This is a genomic window from Adlercreutzia aquisgranensis (assembly GCF_943193145.1).
GTDB lineage: Bacteria > Actinomycetota > Coriobacteriia > Coriobacteriales > Eggerthellaceae > Xiamenia > Xiamenia aquisgranensis.
Genome location: NZ_CALPDA010000005.1, coordinates 189033 through 207046, shown reverse-complemented (window position 1 = coordinate 207046; position 18014 = coordinate 189033). Strand labels below are relative to the sequence as shown.

General features: G+C 63.5%; 16 protein-coding genes and 1 pseudogene. 12 read left to right on the top strand and 5 right to left on the bottom strand.

Going from position 1 to position 18014, the window contains the following annotated elements; translation table 11 throughout:
- Positions 1 to 112: 112 nt before the first annotated feature.
- Positions 113 to 445, bottom strand: a complete 333-nt coding sequence (locus tag NFR41_RS04515) for a hypothetical protein (RefSeq protein ID WP_251230882.1) — start codon at positions 443 to 445, stop codon at positions 113 to 115.
- 372 nt (positions 446 to 817) lie between these two features.
- Here NFR41_RS04515 and NFR41_RS04510 point away from each other — a divergent pair, with 372 nt between their 5' ends.
- The 5 genes from NFR41_RS04510 to nrdD all read left to right on the top strand — a co-directional run bounded on the left by NFR41_RS04510 (position 818) and on the right by nrdD (position 4101).
- Positions 818 to 1294 carry a 23S rRNA (pseudouridine(1915)-N(3))-methyltransferase RlmH gene (locus NFR41_RS04510; protein WP_251230884.1) on the top strand — a complete coding sequence of 159 codons (477 nt, stop codon included), beginning with the start codon at positions 818 to 820 and terminating at the stop codon, positions 1292 to 1294.
- Positions 1295 to 1430: 136 nt separating this feature from the next.
- A complete protein-coding gene (locus tag NFR41_RS04505) occupies positions 1431 to 2288 on the top strand; it encodes an exodeoxyribonuclease III (protein WP_251230881.1) in 858 nt (285 codons plus the stop codon).
- Between the two features lie 333 nt (positions 2289 to 2621).
- On the top strand, positions 2622 to 3191 hold the full coding sequence (gene folE, locus NFR41_RS04500; RefSeq protein WP_251230880.1) for a GTP cyclohydrolase I FolE: 570 nt from the start codon (positions 2622 to 2624) through the stop codon (positions 3189 to 3191).
- Between the two features lie 35 nt (positions 3192 to 3226).
- On the top strand, positions 3227 to 3496 hold the full coding sequence (locus NFR41_RS04495) for an ACT domain-containing protein (protein WP_251230879.1): 270 nt from the start codon (positions 3227 to 3229) through the stop codon (positions 3494 to 3496).
- A gap of 257 nt (positions 3497 to 3753) precedes the next feature.
- Entirely contained in the window at positions 3754 to 4101 is a 348-nt protein-coding gene (nrdD, locus tag NFR41_RS04490) for an anaerobic ribonucleoside-triphosphate reductase (RefSeq protein WP_160213199.1), read from the top strand.
- Positions 4102 to 4213: 112 nt separating this feature from the next.
- Here nrdD and mscL read toward each other — a convergent pair whose 3' ends face one another.
- Complete coding sequence (gene mscL / locus NFR41_RS04485) at positions 4214 to 4684, bottom strand: large conductance mechanosensitive channel protein MscL (RefSeq protein ID WP_251230878.1); 471 nt, start codon at positions 4682 to 4684, stop codon at positions 4214 to 4216.
- 341 nt (positions 4685 to 5025) lie between these two features.
- On the opposite strand from mscL, the gene NFR41_RS04480 reads away from it, so the two are divergent.
- Both NFR41_RS04480 and menD read left to right on the top strand, forming a co-directional pair.
- Positions 5026 to 6333 carry an isochorismate synthase gene (locus NFR41_RS04480; RefSeq protein WP_251230877.1) on the top strand — a complete coding sequence of 436 codons (1308 nt, stop codon included), beginning with the start codon at positions 5026 to 5028 and terminating at the stop codon, positions 6331 to 6333.
- A 186-nt stretch (positions 6334 to 6519) separates the two neighbouring features.
- On the top strand, positions 6520 to 8619 hold the full coding sequence (gene menD / locus NFR41_RS04475; protein WP_251230876.1) for a 2-succinyl-5-enolpyruvyl-6-hydroxy-3-cyclohexene-1-carboxylic-acid synthase: 2100 nt from the start codon (positions 6520 to 6522) through the stop codon (positions 8617 to 8619).
- A 71-nt stretch (positions 8620 to 8690) separates the two neighbouring features.
- On the opposite strand, the gene NFR41_RS04470 is transcribed toward menD, so the two are convergent.
- The gene (locus NFR41_RS04470) at positions 8691 to 9530 is read right to left on the bottom strand and encodes an amidohydrolase family protein (protein ID WP_251230875.1); all 840 of its coding nucleotides are present in this window, start codon (positions 9528 to 9530) and stop codon (positions 8691 to 8693) included.
- Between the two features lie 705 nt (positions 9531 to 10235).
- Between NFR41_RS04470 and NFR41_RS04465 the strand changes: the two genes are divergently transcribed.
- From NFR41_RS04465 to NFR41_RS04445, 5 genes and pseudogenes are all read left to right on the top strand, one after another.
- Complete coding sequence (locus tag NFR41_RS04465; RefSeq protein WP_251230874.1) at positions 10236 to 11600, top strand: hemolysin family protein; 1365 nt, start codon at positions 10236 to 10238, stop codon at positions 11598 to 11600.
- 368 nt (positions 11601 to 11968) lie between these two features.
- Positions 11969 to 12124: pseudogene (locus NFR41_RS04460) on the top strand (HepT-like ribonuclease domain-containing protein); the annotation flags it as partial.
- A gap of 175 nt (positions 12125 to 12299) precedes the next feature.
- Positions 12300 to 13589 (top strand): serine--tRNA ligase, encoded by a 1290-nt coding sequence (gene serS, locus NFR41_RS04455; protein ID WP_251230872.1) that lies wholly within the window; start codon positions 12300 to 12302, stop codon positions 13587 to 13589.
- A 451-nt stretch (positions 13590 to 14040) separates the two neighbouring features.
- A complete protein-coding gene (locus NFR41_RS04450; RefSeq protein WP_251230871.1) occupies positions 14041 to 14847 on the top strand; it encodes a hypothetical protein in 807 nt (268 codons plus the stop codon).
- Between the two features lie 2 nt (positions 14848 to 14849).
- Positions 14850 to 15356, top strand: a complete 507-nt coding sequence (locus NFR41_RS04445; protein ID WP_251230870.1) for a hypothetical protein — start codon at positions 14850 to 14852, stop codon at positions 15354 to 15356.
- 136 nt (positions 15357 to 15492) lie between these two features.
- Here the strand turns inward: NFR41_RS04445 and NFR41_RS04440 are convergent, their stop codons facing one another.
- Positions 15493 to 16200, bottom strand: coding sequence for a 2Fe-2S iron-sulfur cluster-binding protein (locus tag NFR41_RS04440; RefSeq protein ID WP_251230869.1), 708 nt, complete (start codon positions 16198 to 16200; stop codon positions 15493 to 15495).
- Between the two features lie 11 nt (positions 16201 to 16211).
- Entirely contained in the window at positions 16212 to 17990 is a 1779-nt protein-coding gene (locus NFR41_RS04435; RefSeq protein WP_251230868.1) for an FAD-dependent oxidoreductase, read from the bottom strand.
- Positions 17991 to 18014 lie beyond the last annotated feature (24 nt).

Below are 18014 nucleotides of genomic sequence, written 5' to 3'. Positions count from 1 at the left end.
CCCCCGCATCGTAAAGCGGCCTTCCTGACATAAAGAAGCCTCCCATTTCTCTTGTCCAAGAAATGGGAGGCAGTTCAGAGCGGGGAGCCTTTTTCGTTGTGTGGAAAGCGAGCTAAGCCAGGGGTGCGTTTGGAGGTGTTGGAGGCTCGTTGCGAGGGCTGGCGGGCCGAGGGGCTGCTGGTGTTGCGGAAGGCCCTGTTGCTGGCGTGGCCGCGGTTGTGGCGGCTCGGTCGGGCAGCCCTGCCACGTAGAGGCCCAAAACGATGGGCGTGCAGAAGATGCCGATAACCCATAGAAGCCCGGTGCTGTCCCTGTGGTGGCCCTTTTCCTGTGCCGACTTGATCATGAGGTTGGCGGCGAATAGGCCTACCACGAAGAATGCCAGGGGGATAAGGAATACTTGCAGAATGGTGAGTTCGGGAATGCCCAAGCCAAGGATTCTCATAATTGCTCCTTTCGAGAGGGGATCCGGTGCGAAGGGTTTTTGTTAGAGGGACTTCGCCAGTCTCATTATAGGGCAGCGACTCTCGGGATGCCTTGGGCTTTCCGAGGCCGAAGCAAGAAGGAGCGGCCCTTGGGGAGGTGTTTCACGTGAAACAATCGGTAGCGCGCTGCCTGCTGGGCGACTGTTTCTTCAGGCGCAGAACGGGCGACTCGGATCGTTGCGGCTATAATGAGCGTGCGGAAAGAGACGTAATCGGTCGTGGCCGTCTGCGGCGCTTCTGGACGACGCGGCAGCCGGCGAAGTGCGGTGCTGCGAGGACTGACCGTTCCGAGAGACCTGCGAGAAGCCAAGGAGGGCCTGCGCCTTATGGGAATGCGCTACACCATCGTTGCTGTCGGCAAGCTGAAGGAGCGTTTCTGGGCCGACGCATGCGCGGAGTACCTGAAGCGTTTGCAGCCCTACGCGAAATGCGAGGTTCGCGAGCTGGCCGACGTGGATCCGGCGCGGGTAGGCGGCGATGCGGCGGCGGTGGAGCGCGAAGGGGCCGCTATCCTTGCGGCGCTGGCGTCGGCGGGCAACCCCTATACGGTGCTGCTGGACATCGGCGGCAAGGGGCGGTCGAGCGAAGGGCTGTCGCGCCACCTGGACGACTTGGCGGTTTCCGGGGTGAGCGATGTCGCCTTCGTCATTGGCGGATCCTGCGGCGTGTCGGCTGCCGTGCGCGCACAAGCCAACGAGCGCCTATCCTTCGGCCCCATCACGCTGCCCCACAACCTGGCTCGCGTGGTGCTGCTGGAGCAGCTCTACCGATCCGCCCGCATCTCCCGCGGCGAGCCATACCACAAGTAGACAAGGCCCGCCGGGCCGCCGAAGGCCCCCGGACGAGCCCTGAGCGGTACCGCGCGTCCATGCTAGAATGAAGCCAGGCTTAATCATCGATGCTGCGCCAGACGAGGGCGCGTTATTTCCCGAGTAGGAGACAACTATGAGATTCGTGTCGTGGAACGTGAACGGGCTTCGAGCCGCTTTGAAGAAGGGGTTCGAGGAGGTGGTGGACTCGTTCAATGCCGACGTGTTCGCCATCCAGGAGACGAAGCTGCAGGAGGGTCAGGCCGAGCTCGACCTTCCGAAGTACAAGGAGTACTGGAGCTACGCCCAGAAGAAGGGCTATTCGGGCACGGCAGTGTTCTCGAAGGAAGAGCCGCTGCAGGTGCTTCATGGTCTGGGCAGCGACTACCTGGACACCGAGGGTCGCATCACGGCGTTAGAGTTTCCCGAGCTCTGGTTCGTGAACGTGTACACCCCCAATGCCCAGAACGAGCTGGCGCGCCTGACCCATCGGCTGGAATGGGACGACGCCTTCCGCGACTTCTGCAAGGGGTTGGAAGAGGGCGTGCTGCCCGCGGGCGTTCCCTACGAGAAGCCGGCGCCCGGGCAGGGGCACGTGGCCGTGGAGCTGCTGCCGCGCACGGAGCCGGGGATGGCCAGCGCTCCCAAGCCGGTGGTCATGTGTGGCGACTTCAACGTGGCGCACCAGGAGATCGACTTGAAGAACGCCAAGGCCAACGTGGGAAACCCCGGCTTCTCCGACGAAGAGCGGGAATCGTTCGGCAAGCTGCTGGACGCCGGCTTCGCGGACACGTTCCGCATGCTGCACCCCGACCTGGAGGGCGCTTACAGCTGGTGGAGCTACCGGTTCAACGCGCGGGCGAACAACGCTGGATGGCGCATCGACTACTTCCTGGTGAGCGACGCGCTGAAGCCGTGCGTTCGCGCCGCCAGCATCTACCCGGAGGTCATGGGCAGCGACCATTGCCCGGTGGCCCTGGAGCTCGATTTGTAGGAGTCTCCCGGCCGCTGGACCGCATCGCCTGCGCTCTGCGTCCGTCCTGCGTCGGTTTGCCGCCAGATGGAAGCCCGCACAATCGGCAGGTTCGTACGCTTTTTTGCACGAACCTGCCGATTGTGCGGGCTTTCGTACGCAGGAGCCGATCCTTTCTTTCGGCCTCGCAGAGACGCCGCTGCTTTCTGGCCGAATGTTTCACGTGAAACAGCAAAGCGGCGGCGCATGGATGGTATGATACGCCGCAGTAAAAGGCAGGTCGTCGAAGGGCGCGTTGGCGAGCGCGAGACGCTTCCTCGGACGGCCCTCAGAGCGGAAAGGCGCAGCGCAAGAATGGACACTGCGAAAATCGAAGAGGGCGTGCGGCTTATCCTCCAGGGAATCGGAGAGGATCCCGACCGCGAAGGCCTGCAGAAGACGCCGCACCGTGTGGCGAAGATGTACGAGGAAGTGTTCGCCGGCATGACCGAGGACCCTTCGGTGCACTTCGAAACCACTTTCGACGAGGGCCATCAGGAGATGGTCATCGTGAAGGACATCTCCTTCTACTCCATGTGCGAGCATCATTTGGTACCTTTCTTCGGGAAGGCCCACGTGGCCTATATCCCCGGGCCCGAGGGGCGTATCTGCGGGCTGTCGAAGCTGGCGCGTCTGGTTGATGCCTACGCGAAGCGCCCCCAGGTGCAGGAGCGGCTGACCAGCCAGATAGCCGACACGCTTGTTCGCGAGCTGCAGCCTACGGGCGTGCTGGTAGTGCTGGAGGCCGAGCACATGTGCATGTCCATGCGCGGCGTGAAGAAGCCGGGCTCGGTGACCACCACGAGCGCGGTCCGCGGGCTGTTCGAGCGCCGCGACGCAATCAGGGCCGAGGCGATGAGCCTGATCATGGCTCCCGCGCGGTGAAGCTTCGGAATCGATAGAGATCAAGGAGAGCTGTTATGAAGTGCGTAATCTCGGTTCTGGGCAAGGATCGTAGCGGCATCGTGGCGGCGATCGCCGTGGCGCTGGCGGAATGCGGCGCGAACATCGACGACATCAGCCAGACCATCCTGAACGAAATATTCTCCATGACCATGCTTACCACGCTGGACACAGAGAAAGCCGACTTCAACGCCGTGCAGGAGCGCCTGAAGGCCGTCGGCGACGAGCTGGGTGTCCAGGTGATCATCCAGCGCGAAGACGTGTTCCAGTACATGTACAAGATCTAGCGGGTTGCGCAGGCCGACTTGCTCGTGCGTGCCGGGTTTTACGCATGGCGTTCGGCAGGGGCCGTACTCTGACCACAGCTGCGTGAACCGGTGCGCTTGCGTTTTGCGGAGCACAATATCTTGTGGAAAGAGATAGCCGGCGCACTGCCCGTCGTGTGATGATTCCATGTGCAACCAAGACGACAAGCACTTCGCTCAGTTAAATGCTACTATTTCAATATCATATAAACGAAGCAGACCCATCGAAAGGCCCAATCATGGAAGAGCTTAAGAACATTGCCGCGAACGAGACCGAGCAGCGCACCGTTGACGGCGTGCCCGTGCAGATTAACTACGTCTGTGCCGGCAGCGCCCCGGTTTCCGACGCCGAGATTCGCGCCTACATCTCCCGTGGCAACGAGCAGCATCACGGCAGCTCTGTGTCGGGCCTGAACCTGCAGGTGGAAGGCGAGGACGTGGGCATCAGCTATGACCTCACTCCCCTGCCCTTCGAGCGCATCCGCCGCATCACCGGATACCTGGTGGGCACGCTGGACCGCTTCAACGATGGCAAGCGCGCCGAAGAGGCCGATCGCGTCAAGCACAGCGTAGGCTGCGGCTGCTAAAGCGGCGCGCAAAACCCCGTCTGTCTGGCGGGGCGAGCCACAGAGACGAACGCTCCCTACCGCTCTGTTTCGGTAGGGAGCGCTTTGCGCTGAGGAGTAATTGCTGCGCCGCCTACAGCTCCACGGTCTTCGTAGTGGTTTCGGCGGGCTTGCTGAACTCGCCGGCGCAGTGGGGGCAACGCGTGGCGCCTGGCTTCACTTCCTCTAGGCAGTAGGGGCATACGGGGGCTTCCTCGACCAGCTTCACGGGGCGGCCGTTGACATCTCTGGTGGCCACGGCCCTTTCGCCGGCGGCGCGCATCTTGTTCATTCCCTTCACCATCAAGAACACGATGAGCGCGATGATGAGGAAGTTAATGATGGCGCCGATGAATGCGCCGAAGTCGATGTTCGTGCCGGGCACTACCAGGCCCTGGATGGCGCCGTCGCCCCCGAAGATGAGCGCGATGAGCGGCGTGATGATGTTGTCGGTGAGCGATTTGACGATAGCCGTGAACGCGCCGCCGATGATGACGGCTACGGCCAGGTCCATAACATTGCCCTTGTCGATGAACTCGCGGAATTCTTTTACGAGGTTTTTCATGGTCTTCCTTTCGTGCGTGTGAGCACTCTGGTGTCTTGAGGCGCCTGTGCCGCCGCCGGCAGGTGACGACGGAGGGTTTGAAGCTCTGCACCTGCGCCTCCCGAAAAAGCGTGATCGGCCGAGCGAATAGGCGGCTGGACGGTGAGCCTGTAATTGTTTCGCGCCGCCCTCGCTCAGCCAGGGCGCGCGGGCGCAAGCAAGAAACCCCTCGCCCAACGCGCAGGGGCATTCCTCGGGCGACGTGATAGAATTTAGCAGGTGTTCAGGCGCGACAGACGGCCTCTCGCCTCCTGTTTTCGCTTCGTTGGTAACCCGTATGAAGGAAGTTGACGGAACTGCTCATGGCTAAAGTGCACTCGTTCACCTGCCCCATAGAGGCCGACGTCGTCGACGCGTTCTGCGTGCTGCAGAGGGGATTCACGGACCAGTTCGTCTACTATCGCAAAGATGCCCCGGTGCGGTTCATGGGCCTTGGCAGGTGCATCGCGTTTTCCTCGCTCGAGGACGTGGATTGCCTGAAGGAGGGGCCCTCGCACCATGAGCCGGTGTTCTTCTCGTTCAATCGGTTCGACGCCGAGAACCCTTGCCCGCCTGATCCCCTGAACGAAGCGTTTCCCCGACTGCGGTTCATGCTGCCCGAAGTGGTGCTCATCGAAGACGAGCAGGGCGTGTTTCTGCAGGTCAATTCATTGGCGCCGGTCTATCAGGGCCGTGTGGAGCGGTTTGCCCGGCAAGCCCAAGCGGCTTCGCACCGCTCGCGGCGAACCGTGGAGGTTGCCCTGGAGATGGACTCTCGCGACGCCTGGGTTTCCCAAGTGGAAGAGGCGCTTGGAGCCATGGGGGCGCTCGGCACGCAGGAGGCGGACGCCGAAGATGCGTCGAAGCACGGATTGACGAAGGCGTCTGTGCGGAAAGCGGTGCTGTCTCGTAGGCTGGAGGTGCGTGCAACCGAGCCGTTCTCGTCCAAAGACCTGCTGGTCAACCTTATAGACGGCCCGGCGAAGGGCACCGTGCTGCTGTATCGCTACGCCGACGTGTTCTTCTGCGGGTGCACGCCGGAGCTGCTGGTGCGCAAACGAGGCGATCGGGTGGAGAGCATGTGTCTTGCGGGCACGGCGCCCACAGGAACGAGCGATGCCGAGCGCGAGATGTTGGCTGCCCGGCTGATGGCCGACGAGAAGAACCGTCGCGAGCACGACTACGTGGTGCAGTTCATCCGTAACGTGTTCGGGCGCACCTGCTACAACGTGGACGTGCCCGACGTTCCGGGTATCCTGGCGCTGACCAACATACAGCATCTGCATACGCCGGCAAGCGCTTCCATACTGGAAGGAACGTCGCTGTGGGACATGGTGGGCGACCTTCATCCCACGCCGGCCGTGGCTGGAACTCCAGTAGGCGAAGCGCGCCTGCTCATCCGCCGCATCGAGCCGTTCAACCGCGGTTTTTTCGCCGGCGCTTGCGGCTACGTGGACGGCGCCGGTGACGGGGAGTTCTCGGTGGCGCTGCGAACCGGCGTGTTCGACGGCGAGCGCGGCTACGTGTACGCGGGCTGCGGAATCGTCTCGGGCAGCGACCCGGCAGCCGAGTACGACGAGATCGCCATGAAGCTGCAGACCGTGCTAAGCGCGTTCGACGGGGAGGCGTGACCGAAGGCCTCGTAGGCGAAGCGCGCTTTCGCGGCGGCGCTTGGCGGCTGCGATGCGCCAAGGTGTTGGTTGATGGGCGTGGTACGGTGGCGCGAAGATCGCAGGTTGCGGCGTGACGCTGCCGAGACTGCCGGGCCTGCGAGCGTTGGGCGGAAGAGTGTTTCACGTGAAACAAAGGGAGCGTGCATGAAGGCGAATCCGAAGGCGGTAGCCCTTTACCTGGGAGAATTCTTCGCAGAACTCATGAAGTGCGGCGTGCGGAACATTGTGGTGAGCCCCGGTTCTCGCTCGACACCGTTGGCCATGGCTGCTTTCGAGCTGTCCGAGCGCTTTCCGGGTCGTTTGCGCGTGCTGGTTGACGTGGACGAGCGCGGCGCGGCTTTCGTGGCGCTTGGCATGGGGAAGGCAACCGGGGTGCCGGCAGCAGTGGTGTGCACCTCAGGCACGGCGGCGGGCAACTGGTACCCGGCGGTGCTCGAGGCGGAGTCATCCCGCGTGCCTTTGCTGCTGCTTTCGGGGGACCGCCCGCCGCAGCTGCAGGGATTGGGGGCACCGCAAGCCTGCGACCAGCTGCATGCGTTCGGAGCTCACGTGCGCGCGTTCCGCCAGATGATGCTTCCTTCGGACGATGCCGAGGCGCTTGCCTTCGCGCGTCAGGCGGCTTTGGAGGCGGTGTTCGCCGCGCAAGGAGAAGCGGCAGCTCCGAAGCGCATCGCCGGTGCATGCAACGGCGGCCCCGTCCATCTGAACTTCCCCTTCGACGAGCCGCTGAAGCCGGACTTTTCCGCGTGGGACGAGGGAGGGCTACCCTTGGCCGGGGCTGATCCCCTGGGGAGTTTGCAAGCTCTGCCGCCGCTCGCGTGGTCACGGCCGACGCTGAGCGCCAGCGACTCCCGCTCCTTTGCCCGTTTGCTGGCTGAGTCAGCGAAGCCCCTGGTGCTGGCCGGCGAGGGCACATGTGCCACCGACGAAGAGGCAGCCGTTGTGCTCAACTGGGCTCACCGTTTCAGCCTGCCTCTTCTGGCAGACCCGCTATCCGGCTTGCGCCGGTTCGGCGACCTTGCGGTCATCGACGGCTACGACAGCATCGTGGAGACGGGGGGCGCAGTTCCGGAGGCTTTGATGCCCGACCTGGTGATTCGCTTTGGCCGCTACCCTGTTTCCAAGAAGGCCTCGCAGCTGGTGCAGGCGGCAGTTTCTGCGGGGGCGTTTTCCGTGGTGGTCGACCGCAGCCAATCCCGCGATTTCAACAGTGGTACCGGCATGCTGGTGGCGTGTGACCCCGCGGATTTTGCGAGGGCTCTGACTGACGTTGCAGAGGGGCATGTTGACCTCGGCGGCGCCCGTCCTGCGCCTGCGCCGGTCCCGGGCGAGACGGTGAAGATGGAGCCGCTGGCAGCCTCGGCTTCCGATGCGTGCGATGGCCAGAACGCGGGTCTGGCGGCGGCGCGCGATGTGCTGCCAGGGGCTCCGGAGGCGACGGGGTCGTCGCCAGAGGACGCTCGCGAGGCGTTTCTTCTGGCCTGGCAGCAGGCGAACTATCGCGCCGCCGCCGCGCGGGCGAAGGTGGCGGATGCAACGAAAAACCCCGTGTCGGAAGGGTTCTACGTGCGGACTGCTCTGGAGCTTGCGCCGGAGGGGTCGCTGGTGTTCGCCGCTAATTCCATGAGCATTCGCGCTCTGGACACCTTCTATCCGAAGGGCCGCAAGCTGATGGCGCTGTGCAATCGCGGCCTGAACGGCATAGACGGCACGCTGTCCTCGGCTGTGGGGGCGGCGTTGGCGGCGGCCGAAGAAAGCCTTGCCCCAGGAGCGCGACTTTCGAAGACGGCCGTGGCTGCGGAGCCCAAGGCAAAGCACGCGCTTGGCGATGCAGACCACGCCCTCGAGCCGCTTCGCGCTCTGTTCATCACGGGAGATCTCACGCTGCAGCACGACCTGAACGCCCTTGCGCTCCAGCGCGAGCTGCTTCGCAATGTAGCGCGGCCGGTTAGCTTGACCATCCTGCTACTGAACAACAACGGCGGAGCCATTTTCGACATGCTGCCCCAAAGCTCCGAAGACCCGTACTTCGAGCGGCTGTTCCTTACTCCCCAGGACGTGGACTTCCAAGCTGCGGCGAAGGCGTTCGCGGTACCCAGCTGGAAGGTAAGCGAAGCCAGCGAGTTTGAAGCGGCCTGCATGCAAGCCGCCTGCGAGCCCGGATTGTCCCTGGTGGAAGTGACCCTGCCTCTGCGCGGCGTGAAGGAGCGCTACCAGCCTTACTGGAATGTGGCAGCCTCCTAGTTTCTGGCATCCAGCGACGCTGAGTTTCCCGGGAGCGTGCGCCGTCCTTGCTCCCGGGCGCAGGACATGTGCTAGTCCCGAAACGCGCCCAGGAAGCGCTCGGGGGTGCGGGTGAAGAGGGCTTGCAGCTCATCTTCCGTAAGGCCCGATTCGCTGACCAGGCGGTACTCTTCGGCGGGATGCCACATGGGATAGTCGCTCCCGAACATGACGCGATCGGCGCCCCACAGGCGCACGAGCTCCGCAAAGTGCCGCTGCCCCAAAGCGTAGAGCGAGCTGGAGCAGTCGACGTACAGGTTGGGGTTGCGCTCGGCCTGTTCGCGCAGGCCGTCCCAGCCGCGATCGCAGCAGGACCAGTAGCCGAAGTGCGCCGCGTCGAGGGTCAGGTTCGGGAAGGCCCGCAGAACGTTCACCAGCCGGTCGGGGTTGGAGTAGTCGAAGCGGAAGTCGCCTGTATGCACGATGACGGGCAAGCGCCCCTCTGCCAGCTCGAAAATGCGCATCATCCGCGGGTCGTCCACGGCCACGCCCTGGGTGTCCGGATGCAGCTTCAGTCCGCGAAGCCCCAGGCTAACGGCGCGCGCGATTTCGGCTTCGGGGTCGGGGAAGTCCTGGTGCATGGCCATGAAGCCGATCAGACGCTTGCCGTTGCCCGCTGCTTCGGCCTGGGCGTTGCGCTCTGTCACGGTGGCGGCTATGAAGTTGTTGATGGAGGTGACCGAATGAGCGGTGGTCGCCACGGAATGCACTACCAGATGCGTCACGGGGCTTTCCGCGGCCTGTTCCAGCAGCTGGCCCACGGTCCCCGTTCCCTGGATGGGCGCATCGCCGTAGAAGCGGCCTACTGCTTCGGCGGCCCGGGGCGCGATGGCGTCGGGGTAGATGTGGGCGTGAACATCGTAGACGGCCACGGGAGGTCTCCTTTACGTGCTGCTGGAAAGCCTAGGGAGCGCGGTGGGGGGATTGCCCTACTGCGCTTTCTGTCGTAAAATGTGGAGCAGGCGGTCACCCGTTGCGCCGGGCGGCTGCTTCACATAACTCGGACTTATGTGATGAAGAGCCGCTCCTTCACGTAGGGGGCGGCCTTTCTCTTTCCATCGCTTTGTTACTTCCGAAGCGACTTCCCGAGCTTGATGGCCGCGAAGATCACGAGAACGAAGGCAAGAAGCTCTGTCCAGGTAACCATAGACCACCTCCCCCTGCAAGAAGGGAAGCAGCCTTCCGCCTGCCCCACGGCATTGTACTATAGGGCGATCGTTGGTAGAGCTGGGCGTGGTGGTAGAGCGCACGGGGGCGAGGTTCTGCAGGAATTCGCGCAGAACCTCGCCCCCGTGCGCTCCTTTTGGGAGGCTGCGCCGTTGCTGTGGTTACAGATGCTCAAGTGTTTTGCCGCAATTTTGCGTCATGGGATGCAATGGCTGTATGCATATGGGACAATTACAGGTTAAGAAGCGCGCGGATGGGCGATTGCAAAGCAAGACAGACTCCCACCTGCGCGGAAAGTCAGGCGCGGCCTCGAGCCGTGCAAGTTGGGGGCGCGGTTGGCAGCCGCGCTCGCCAGACGCGCGGCAAGAGGCTGCGCGGTAACCGAGTCTCTTTGAAGGAGTCGAACTGCCATGCCGATATGGCTTAGCCTGTTGCTCGTAGTGTTCTTCCTGATGATGAACGCGTTTTTCGTTGTGGCGGAGTTTGCGTTGGTGCGCGTGCGCAAGTCCCAGGTGGAATTGGCCGTAGAGGAGGGCAAGCGCGGCGCGAAGGCGGCCCAGAAGATCGCCGAGAACGTGAACGCCTACCTTTCCGCCTGCCAGCTGGGCATCACGCTGGCCTCGCTGGCCTTGGGCTGGTTGGGCGAGCCGGCGTTTTCGGAGCTCATTCGCCCGCTGTTCGAGATGTTCGGCGCCCCCGAAGCGGTTATCTCGGTTGTGTCCGTGGCCATCGGATATCTGCTGATGACTACGCTGCATGTGGTGGTGGGCGAGCTTATTCCCAAGTCGTTCGCCATCTTCTCCACCGAGCGCTACGCATTGGCTACGGCGGGCGCGCTGGCTTGGTTCTATCGTATCACGTATCCCATCATGTGGCTGTTTAACTCGCTGACCAACGCGGTGGTGCGCCTGGCAGGCCACGACCCGGCCAACGAGCATGATGTGTACACCGACGAGGAGATCATGCTGCTCATCGACGAGTCTACGGAAAGCGGGCTCATCAATCCCGAGCAGAACGAGTTCGTTGACAACATCTTTGACCTGGGCGAGAAGGACGCCGAGGCCATCATGACCCCGCGAACCGACGTCATCTGCGTCGACCTTGAGGACACGCTGCCCGAAACGCTGGAGATGGCGCGCAAGTACAACTACACCCGCTACCCGGTTTGCCGCGGCGACAAGGATCGCATCGTGGGCTTCGTGCACGTGAAGGACCTGTACTCGCTTCCGGAAGACGCTACCATGGAGAACCTGGAGATCCGTGAGATTCCGGCGGTTCCCGAGGGGTCGTCCATTGCCAGCTTGCTGAACATGCTGCAGGAATCGCGCACGAAGATTGCCGTGGTCATCGACGAGCACGGCGGTACGGCCGGCATCGTGACCATGTCCGATATCATGGAGCAGATCATCGGCCGCCTGGACGACGAGTACGATCACGACGACGAGGACGAAGTGGTCACCATGGACGACGGCAGCTACCTGCTGGACGGCTCGGTGCCCATCGACGACGTGGTGGAGCTGTTGGGCTTCGAGCCCGAAGAGACCGAGGATTGCGAAACCGCCGGCGGCCTGCTGCTGGTGCTGTTCGACCGCATCCCCGATACCGGCGAGTCGGTGAGCATCGCGCACGTCACGGGTGTGGGCGATGATGCTCGCGAGACCACGGCGAAGTTCGAAGTGGTGGATATGGACCATCACCGCATCGACAAGATTCGCCTGGTGGTGACCGAAGACAAGCCGGCCGCAGAGGGCGAGGACGCCAAGTCGGCCAAGTAGGGCTCTCGCCCTGTCTCCCCGCTGGCAGTTCGCGGCCGGATTGCACGGTTTTGGGACCCGTGCACCCTCCCAGGGAGCGTTTTGCGGCCGTATCGCACGGTTTTGGTACTGTTAGCCTCGGGAAACGTGTCCAAAACCGTTCAATCCGGCCCGAAACAGCCCGTTCGGCTGGGGTTGAGGTCCCAAAACCGTTCAATCCGGCCGCGAACTGCCAGCGGGAGACGGGGCAGGGGCGGTAGGGCAGGGCGGCAGGGTGGCAGGGCGGCCCCAAGCGGGTCCACCGCAAGTTTGCGACTCGTCGCAAGGTTGCGAGCGATTGCGAGGTCGCGACCCACCGCAAGCTCGCGACCCGATGGAGGGCTGAGAACGGCGAGTGGCGCATGATCTGCGGCATGCTCAACCACTTGGTTCACGGTTGTGGGATGTTCGACGCCGAGATAGCATGGGACGCCATCGAAGCCTGCGTACCGCCTCTGCGAGCCTTCTGCGAGGAGCACTTCCGCCCGCAAGATGAGCCGAAGTAGCGGCGCATCGCTCTGTTCCAAGCTTGTGCGCTTCTGGGCTGTTGGCGGCGAGCACCTTGATGCTTGCGCTATACTGGGACGACACTACGCAGCAGGCGCGAGCGCGGCTGGCCGGCAGGTTGGCGCTGAGACCGCACGCGCGCCGTGAAGCAGCTCGTCCAGAAGGGAAGCCATCATGCTCGATGTTCGATTCGTTCGCGAAAACCAGGAAGCCGTCGCCGAGGCCATGAAGAACCGCAACGCCTCGTGGGATGGCGAGCGCTTCGCCGAGCTGGACGAGGCCCGTCGCGCGGCCATCGCCGAAGAAGAGTCGCTGCAGGCCGAGCGCAACATCGCGTCCAAGCAAATCGGCGCCATGATGGCTGCCGGCCAGAAAGCCGAAGCCGAAGCCGCCAAGGAGCAGGTGCGTACCATCAACGAGCAGATTGCCGCTGCTGGCGCCAAGCGCGCGAAGGCCGACGACGAGCTACGTATGATGCTGCTTGCCACCCCCAATATGCCGGCGGACACCACGCCGGTGGGCAAGGACGAAAACGACAACCCCGAAGTGCGTCGCTGGGGCACCCCGCGCGACCTCCAGGCCGAGGGCATCACCATGAAGCCCCACTGGGATCTTGGCCCCGAACTGGGCATCATCGACTTCGAGCGGGCTGTGAAGCTGGCCGCCAGCCGCTTCATCCTGCTGGGCGGCGCCGGTGCCCGCCTGGAGCGTGCCCTCATCAACTTCATGGCCGACACCCACACCGGCCGCGGTTACAAGGAGTGGTGGTGCCCGGCTATGGCCAATGCCGAAACGCTCACCGGCACCGGTCAGCTCCCCAAGTTCGAAGAGGACCTGTTCCGCACCCGCGAGGGCCTGTACCTTATCCCCACGGCCGAGGTGCAACTGACCAACATCCATTCCGGGGAGGTGCTGGACGCCAGCCAGCTGCCCCTGAAGTACTGCGCCTTCACGCCGTGCTTCCGCGAGGAGGCCGGAAGCGCCGGTCGCGACACCCGCGGACTCATTCGCGTGCACCAGTTCGATAAGGTGGAGATGGTGAAATACGCCAAGCCCGAGGAAAGCTACGACGACTTGGAGTCCATGGTGGCCGACGCAGAGAACATCCTGCAGCTGCTGGGGCTGCCCTACCGCGTGATCAGCCTGTGCACCGGCGACATCGGCTTCTCCGCTGCCAAGACCTACGATCTTGAGGTGTGGCTGCCCAGCTACAACGGCTACAAGGAGATCTCGTCCTGCAGCAACTGCACCGATTTCCAGGCGCGCCGTGCCAACATCAAGTACCGCGACCCCGAGAACTTCAAGGGCACGCGATACGCTCACACGCTGAACGGCTCGGGCCTGGCCGTGGGCCGTACCATGGCAGCCGTGCTGGAGAACTACCAGCAGGCCGATGGTTCCGTGAAGGTGCCCGAGGTGCTGGTCCCCTACATGGGCGGCATGGAAGTGATCAAGCCCGAATAGCCGCGCAGCCTGCGGTTTGGCGACGATATAGCCTATGGTCACGAAGCGAAAGCCGACGAAGCGAAAGCCGGGGTCCGCATCTGTTGCGGCCTCGGCGTCTTCGGCCCAGCCGGCGCCCCTGGCAGGCGGCGGGAGGACTGCGGCTGGAGCTGGCGGGTCGGTTGGGTCCGAAGTCGCCTCTCAGGTGGGGGCCCAGCCGGTAGCGCAGCCAGCCGGGCGGCCTGTGGCGACGGGGCGCCCGCCAGCGCAGCCGCCGCAGTCTTCCGCGCCCGAGCGCGCTTTGCGGCGCGGGCCTTTCGGCAAGAAGGCCGCTCCGAAGAAAGCGAAAACTTCCGTAGCGGCGCAAGCGGCGGCCCAGCCGGCACCCCTTGCGCGCGCGTCAGCTCCTGCCGTTGTCGCTGGGAGCGCACAGGCGCAAGCGGCTGCTGTCGCTTCGCAGGCGACGGGACCGATGCCTGCGGTGTCGGCGCCCGCATTTGCTGCCGGCGCCGACCTGGCGGCGGCGATGGGCCAACAGCCTCAACAGTTCCAGGGGCAGCCGTCGCCTCAAGCGCAGGCGCAGCCCCAGGGGCAGCCCCGATCCCAGGGCCAGTTGCCGGCGCAAGAGGCCATGGGGGCGGAATGGGACCCGGCACAGGACCCGATGCCGGTTTCGGCGATGTCTCCGGCGGCCGACGCGGTTCGCAGCGCTCAGGCCGTAGCTGCCGAATGGGCCGACGACTTGAAGGCCGCCGGCAGGGCTGTGGCAACACGGGCTGCGGGGGCCGGCGAGGCGCACCCCGTGCGCAAGAAGCGCAGCGTCGTGGGCGTGGTGGTTGTTTCGGTTGTTGCCGTTATCGCGCTGGCTTGTGTGGCGTTCGCGGCTTTTCTGGCGTGGGATCGCTGGGGGGCCTACGACGATGCGGCGGACATGCAGGGCATCTGGCAGGCGAACGGCAGCGCATCCACGGTGGTCGTCGACGGCGAGCAGATTCAGCTGACCGACGATGTGGCCTACGATTACGAGATCGACCCCTTCGCGAAGACCATCACCTTCAGCTTGGGCAACATGGAGGGGCAGGGTCGCTACCGCTTCTCCCCCGATCGCAAGCAGCTGGTCATCACCGACGGCACCGGCTACTCGTGGCTGAGCACGCTGATGGATGACATTCCGTGGCGCGTGCAATCGCTGCAGGACGAGCTTGCCGGGGTCGAGGGCGCCGGCAAGGAAGCCGCTTCCGGCGAAGAGGACGGGCGAACCATCCTCGACAGGCCGTAGCTGTGGGCAGCGCTCGATTCGGTGCTGCTGACGCCGGGCTTGCTTCCGCCCAGCCTTTCTCGCTTGGGGGAGGGCCGCGCTTTGCGGCGCTTCCGATAACGGTGGCGCGCATTGTGGTGAAGCGGGATCGCCTGGTGTGCGACGTGCGTGTGGCCCCCGGGTTCTCGCGGGAGGTGACCCCGCGCCTTGCCGCGGCGGTTCGCACGCGGTTTCCCCAGGTAGAAGGCCATGCTTGCGTGAACGAGGTCGGCGATACCTTCGGTGCGGTTCTAGACCATGCGAGCATTCCCCATCTGGTGGAACATTTGGCCATTCAGCGGCAAGCGGACGCGGAAGAGACTCGTGTCCGTGCAGGCCGGCCAGGTGATAGGATGGCGCCCTTTGTGGGTGTGACGGAATGGGTTGACAGGGAAGCCGGAATCGCTCGCGTTCAGCTGAGCTATCGCGATGACCTGGAAGTTCTCCAAGCCCTGCGCGACGCCGTGGCCTTCGTGAACGCCGCCTTGTAGCCATGTCGTCCGAACCTCCTGAACCGTGCCCGACTTCCGAGCGCGACGCATGCCCTGGAAAACCGGGGGTGCGAAGGCTCGGTTCCCTTCGCACCCCTTAGACCCTTTAGGGCTTTTCGATGAAGGCGATCCTTGTCTATTCCGCGTAACCGGGCTTCAGATTGCGCTGGACGGCAGCTTCTTTCAGCATGCGGTGGATGTCGACGTGGTGGATGTCCTGCTGTGCGCATACCTCGTCGCACAGGCCGCATTCGATGCAATGGAACAGGCCGGCGCTCACGGCCTGCATCACGCGGTCTCCCTGGTCGAGCGGATCGACGTGCCGGTAGGCGTAGGCAATCATCTGCATGGGCCCTGCGTATTCGGCTCCGAGGAGCTTCACCGTAGGGCAAGCTGCCGAGCAGACTCCGCAACGGGCGCAAAACTCCATGGCGTACAGGTCGGTTTTATGCTGGAAGTCCCAGTTGCGCGGGGAGTTGTAGGTGTCGGCGGTGAACGGCTCCAAACGAATGCGATCGTAGAAGAGAGAGAGCTTGTCGTCGATGCCGGCCTTGTCCACAATCAGATCTCGGATAACGGGATATCCTTCAAGGGGCTCGAACGTATGGTCGCCATCCTCGATGGGTGTGACGCACACCATGCACGGTGTGCCGTCAAGCATCATCGCGCAACGACCGCACAGGCGGCAGGCGCAGCTATAGTCGAAGCTGACGGGTTCAACGTTCTGATGGAAGTACATGAGCGCTTCGAGGGCCGTCATCTGCGGGGTGAAGGGAACCTCCCCGGACACGAACCGGGGTTTGGCGTCGACCGACGGGTCGAATTTGTAGACGGTGATGTTCATGGATTTCCTTCCTACTGCTCCAGCACGGATGCGTCGAGCGGTTCGAACGACACTTTCTCGAAGACCATCTGGTCGTCTTGCAGGCGGCAGACCTGGACGCAGTTCCAGTTCACGTCGTCTTTCTCGGGGAATTCTGCGCGCATGTACGAACCGCGTGTTTCCTCGCGGTTGAGCGATGCCTGTACGCTCATTTCCGCCAGGTCGAGCAGGTTGTAGTTCTCGATGGCATGCTTCCACTCGGTGTTGAAGACGAGGGAAGAATCGGCGACCGTCATGCGTGGGAGCTCCTCTTCGCGGATGCGTCTCAGTTCGGCAAGGGATTTCTCCATGAGCTCGGTAGTTCGGTATACGCCCATGCCCGTGAAACCGGCTTCCTGGATCATCTGGCGAACCTGCAGCGGCCGCACGCCGTCATCGGCGCGATGGGTGCGAATGGCTTCGAGACGCGCCCTTTCGGCGTTCACGTCCTCCCAGTTTACGGACGGTCCATCGGCTTTCGATTCCTGAGAGGCGGCGTATTCGGCGATTTTGTGGCCGGTATAGAGCCCGTAGTAGTAGTTCCCCGCGACGTCGGCACCTCCGGGGAAGTTCCTTCCGCAGAACAGACCTTCCACCTCGGTCATCATGTTCTCGTCAACTATGGGCGACCCGCCGTGTTCGAACATCTCCGGGGCGATTTGGATCTGGTCGGTCCGCACCCCTACCCCGAACCTCTCCAGCAAATCGACGTTGCGGGCGTTGCCGTAGCGCAGACCGTGGTCGCCGACGTTCAGGAAGACCCCGTTGCTCTCGGTACCGCGTCCGTCTATGGCGATGGCCTTTGCAAGGAACTGGTTGAAATAGTTGCGGTCGGAAACGTTTTCGTCATCGTCGCTGAACAGGCGCTCTCCAGCATTGTCGAAGACGAACTGGTACTCCTGGGCATCGGCTCCGATGCCGCCGCCGAACGCGCAAGCCAGACCCGGCGGGTTGATGCTCATAAGGTCGTAGCAAGCGAATTCCGAGTTCGCGATGGCAAGGCCCTGGCGAAACGCGGCCATTTCGGCGTCGGCGGTGTTGTCTGGGTTGTTGATGGAGTAGGAGCCTACCGTCATCCATCCGTAGAACCAGCAGCAGCCGCCCGTGGCGATGGCGGTGGCGTTGGCGCGGTACACCCTGAACGCTCCGGTGGGAAGATGGATGCCCATCGCTCCCAAGCACTTCCCGTCTTGGATGAGAAGCGAAGTGACCATGAACTGCTCGTCTACTCCGAACCCATTCGCCGTGCGCAGGTTATCCATATGCCGGCGGCAGAACTGGCCTTGAGTGCGGTTTTCGTTGATGAAGGGTAGATACTGTCCTTTTTCGTCCCGGTCGGGCAGGGTTTGGCCGTGGTTGACCTGGTAGACGTAGCGGTCGCGTTCTTTCGTGAAGGAAAGGGCGTTTGTGAGGGCCTTTCCGTTCTCTATGCCGAGATAGGAAATGGCTGGGGTGAAGTACCGGCCGGCGAAGTAGTCCCAGCTCATACCCGAGACACCGCTATGGCGCCAAACGCCTTTGTCCAGCATGGTCACCTCTCGCCCTTCGGAAAGCGCCGAAAGCGCGATGTTGACTCCAAGATTACCTCCGCCGATGATGAGGACGTCGGCGTTCACCACCTGGTACCCGTCTGGCAGCGCGGACTCCGTGGCGGTCGCCTCTACCGCGGATGCTCCCACTTCGTTCAGCGGTGCGGGGCCGTTCTCGTTCGGCTCGGTCGAGCATCCGATCAGCTGCGGCGCGCCGATCGTAAGGGTCGATGCACCCAGCATCAGGGCGCCTCCTTTGAGGAACGA